The 1,778-nt window shown below is 67.9% G+C and carries 4 protein-coding genes; all 4 read right to left on the reverse strand.

The features are described 5' to 3' along the window. On the reverse strand, positions 1 to 714 hold a 714-nt coding region (gene rplD / locus ABFS34_16665; GenBank protein ID MEN8377058.1), incomplete at its 3' end, for a 50S ribosomal protein L4. A gap of 7 nt (positions 715 to 721) precedes the next feature. Further along, complete coding sequence (gene rplC / locus ABFS34_16670) at positions 722 to 1,342, reverse strand: 50S ribosomal protein L3 (GenBank protein ID MEN8377059.1); 621 nt, start codon at positions 1,340 to 1,342, stop codon at positions 722 to 724. A gap of 15 nt (positions 1,343 to 1,357) precedes the next feature. Next, positions 1,358 to 1,672 carry a 30S ribosomal protein S10 gene (gene rpsJ / locus ABFS34_16675; GenBank protein ID MEN8377060.1) on the reverse strand — a complete coding sequence of 105 codons (315 nt, stop codon included), beginning with the start codon at positions 1,670 to 1,672 and terminating at the stop codon, positions 1,358 to 1,360. Between the two features lie 9 nt (positions 1,673 to 1,681). After that, on the reverse strand, positions 1,682 to 1,778 hold a 97-nt coding region (locus ABFS34_16680; GenBank protein MEN8377061.1), incomplete at its 5' end, for an elongation factor Tu.

Here is a 1,778-nt window from a genome sequence, read left to right on the forward strand (position 1 = left end):
CTTGGACGCGGCGGCCTTGGCCTTGGTCGCGCGCTTCTTCGGCTTGGGGGCCTCGGCCTCCGCCTCCGCCTCGGCCTCCGTCTCCGTCTCCGTCTCCCCGACGGCCGCCAGCGCCCCCGACTCGATCAGCACCAGGTCCGCCCAGAGCACGTCGTAGGCCGACTCCTGGCCGAACGCGCACACCCGCACCTGCGGGATGTTACGGGCGGACAAGTAAACCGCGGGCGCGTGCCCTTCCGTCAGGATGAGGACGTTGCCTTCGGCGCCTGCGCCTTCCAGCAGCGCGATCACGCTCTTGGTCTTGGGCGCGTCGAGGCCGAGCGATTCGAATACGGCTATCTGCCCATCCGAAGCGCGCGCGTTGAGCGCCGAGCGCCGCGCCAGGATGCGCACCTTGCGGGGCACCTCCTGCCGATAGTTGCGCTCCGCGGTCGGGCCGAACACGACCCCTCCCCCGCGCCAGTGAGCCGCGCGGATCGTGCCTTGCCGCGCGCGACCCGTGCCCTTCTGCCGCCACGGCTTGCGGCTCCCGCCCGCTACCTGCGAGCGGCCGCGCGTGTGGGCGGCAGCCTTGCGCTGGTTCGCGAGGTACGCCTTCACAGCCTGCCACATGGCGGCTTCGTGTACCGTGCCGTCGAAGATGGACTCGGGCAGCGACAGCGCCTTGCCCTTCGCCTTCTTCCCGTCGGCTTTGAAGACCGTTGCTTCGAACATGGCTCGTCTACGCCTCGCGAATGAACAGAACGCTGTTGCGCGAGCCGGGCAGGCCGCCGCGAATGAAAAGCAGGTTGCGTTCGCCATCCACGCGCACCACCCGGCAACTGCGCTCCGAATGGCGCACGTTCCCCATCTGTCCGGGCAGCTTCTTGCCCTTGATCACCCTGGACGGGTCGGTACCCGGACCCATCGAACCCGGGACGCGCGACCCGGGATGCCCGTGCGTCGCCGGTCGCCCCTTGAAGCCGTAGCGCTTCACCACGCCCTGAAAGCCCCGTCCGCGGGTGGTGCCCGTGATCTTGACCGTGTCGCCGGCCTCGAACTGTTCCACGGTCAGCTGTTGACCCGCCTCGTAGTCCCCGGGCTCGGACAGCCGGAACTCCTTGAGGGTTCGCGGCGTCGCTTCCAGCCCCGCCTTCTGGGCGTGTCCCGCCTCAGCGCGGGTGGTCCGCTTGGCCTTCTGCTCGCCAAAGCCGATCTGCACCGCGTGGTAGCCGTCCGAATCGACGTCCTTGACCTGGACGACGGGGCACGGGCCGGCCTCGACGACGGTCACGGGAACCGCGTTCCCCTCGTCGTCGAAGACCTGGGTCATGCCCAGCTTCTTGCCGATGATCGCCTTCATCCCGTCTTCATCCGTCTAATCGACCTTGATCTCGACATCGACCCCAGCGGGCAGATCCAGCTTCGTGAGCGCGTCCACCGTCTGCGGGCGCGAGTCCATTATGTCGATCACGCGCTTGTGCGTCTTGAGCTCGAACTGGTCCCGGCTCTTCTTGTCGATGTGCGGCGACCGCAGCACCGTCCACCTCTGGATTCGGGTCGGTAGCGGGATGGGCCCGCGCACCGTGGCGCCGGTCTTTTCTGCCGTACGCACGATGTCGGACGCCGTCTGGTCGATCACCGCGTGATCGAACGCCTTCAGCCTGATCCGGATCTTCCCGCCTGCAGCCATGTCGAATCCCTACTCGATGATTTCGGTAACGACGCCGGCGCCGACGGTGCGGCCGCCCTCACGGATGGCGAAGCGCAGCTCGGACTCCATGGCGATGGGCGTGATC

It is taken from the genome of Gemmatimonadota bacterium (genome assembly GCA_039715185.1).
Lineage (GTDB): Bacteria > Gemmatimonadota > Gemmatimonadetes > Longimicrobiales > RSA9 > DATHRK01.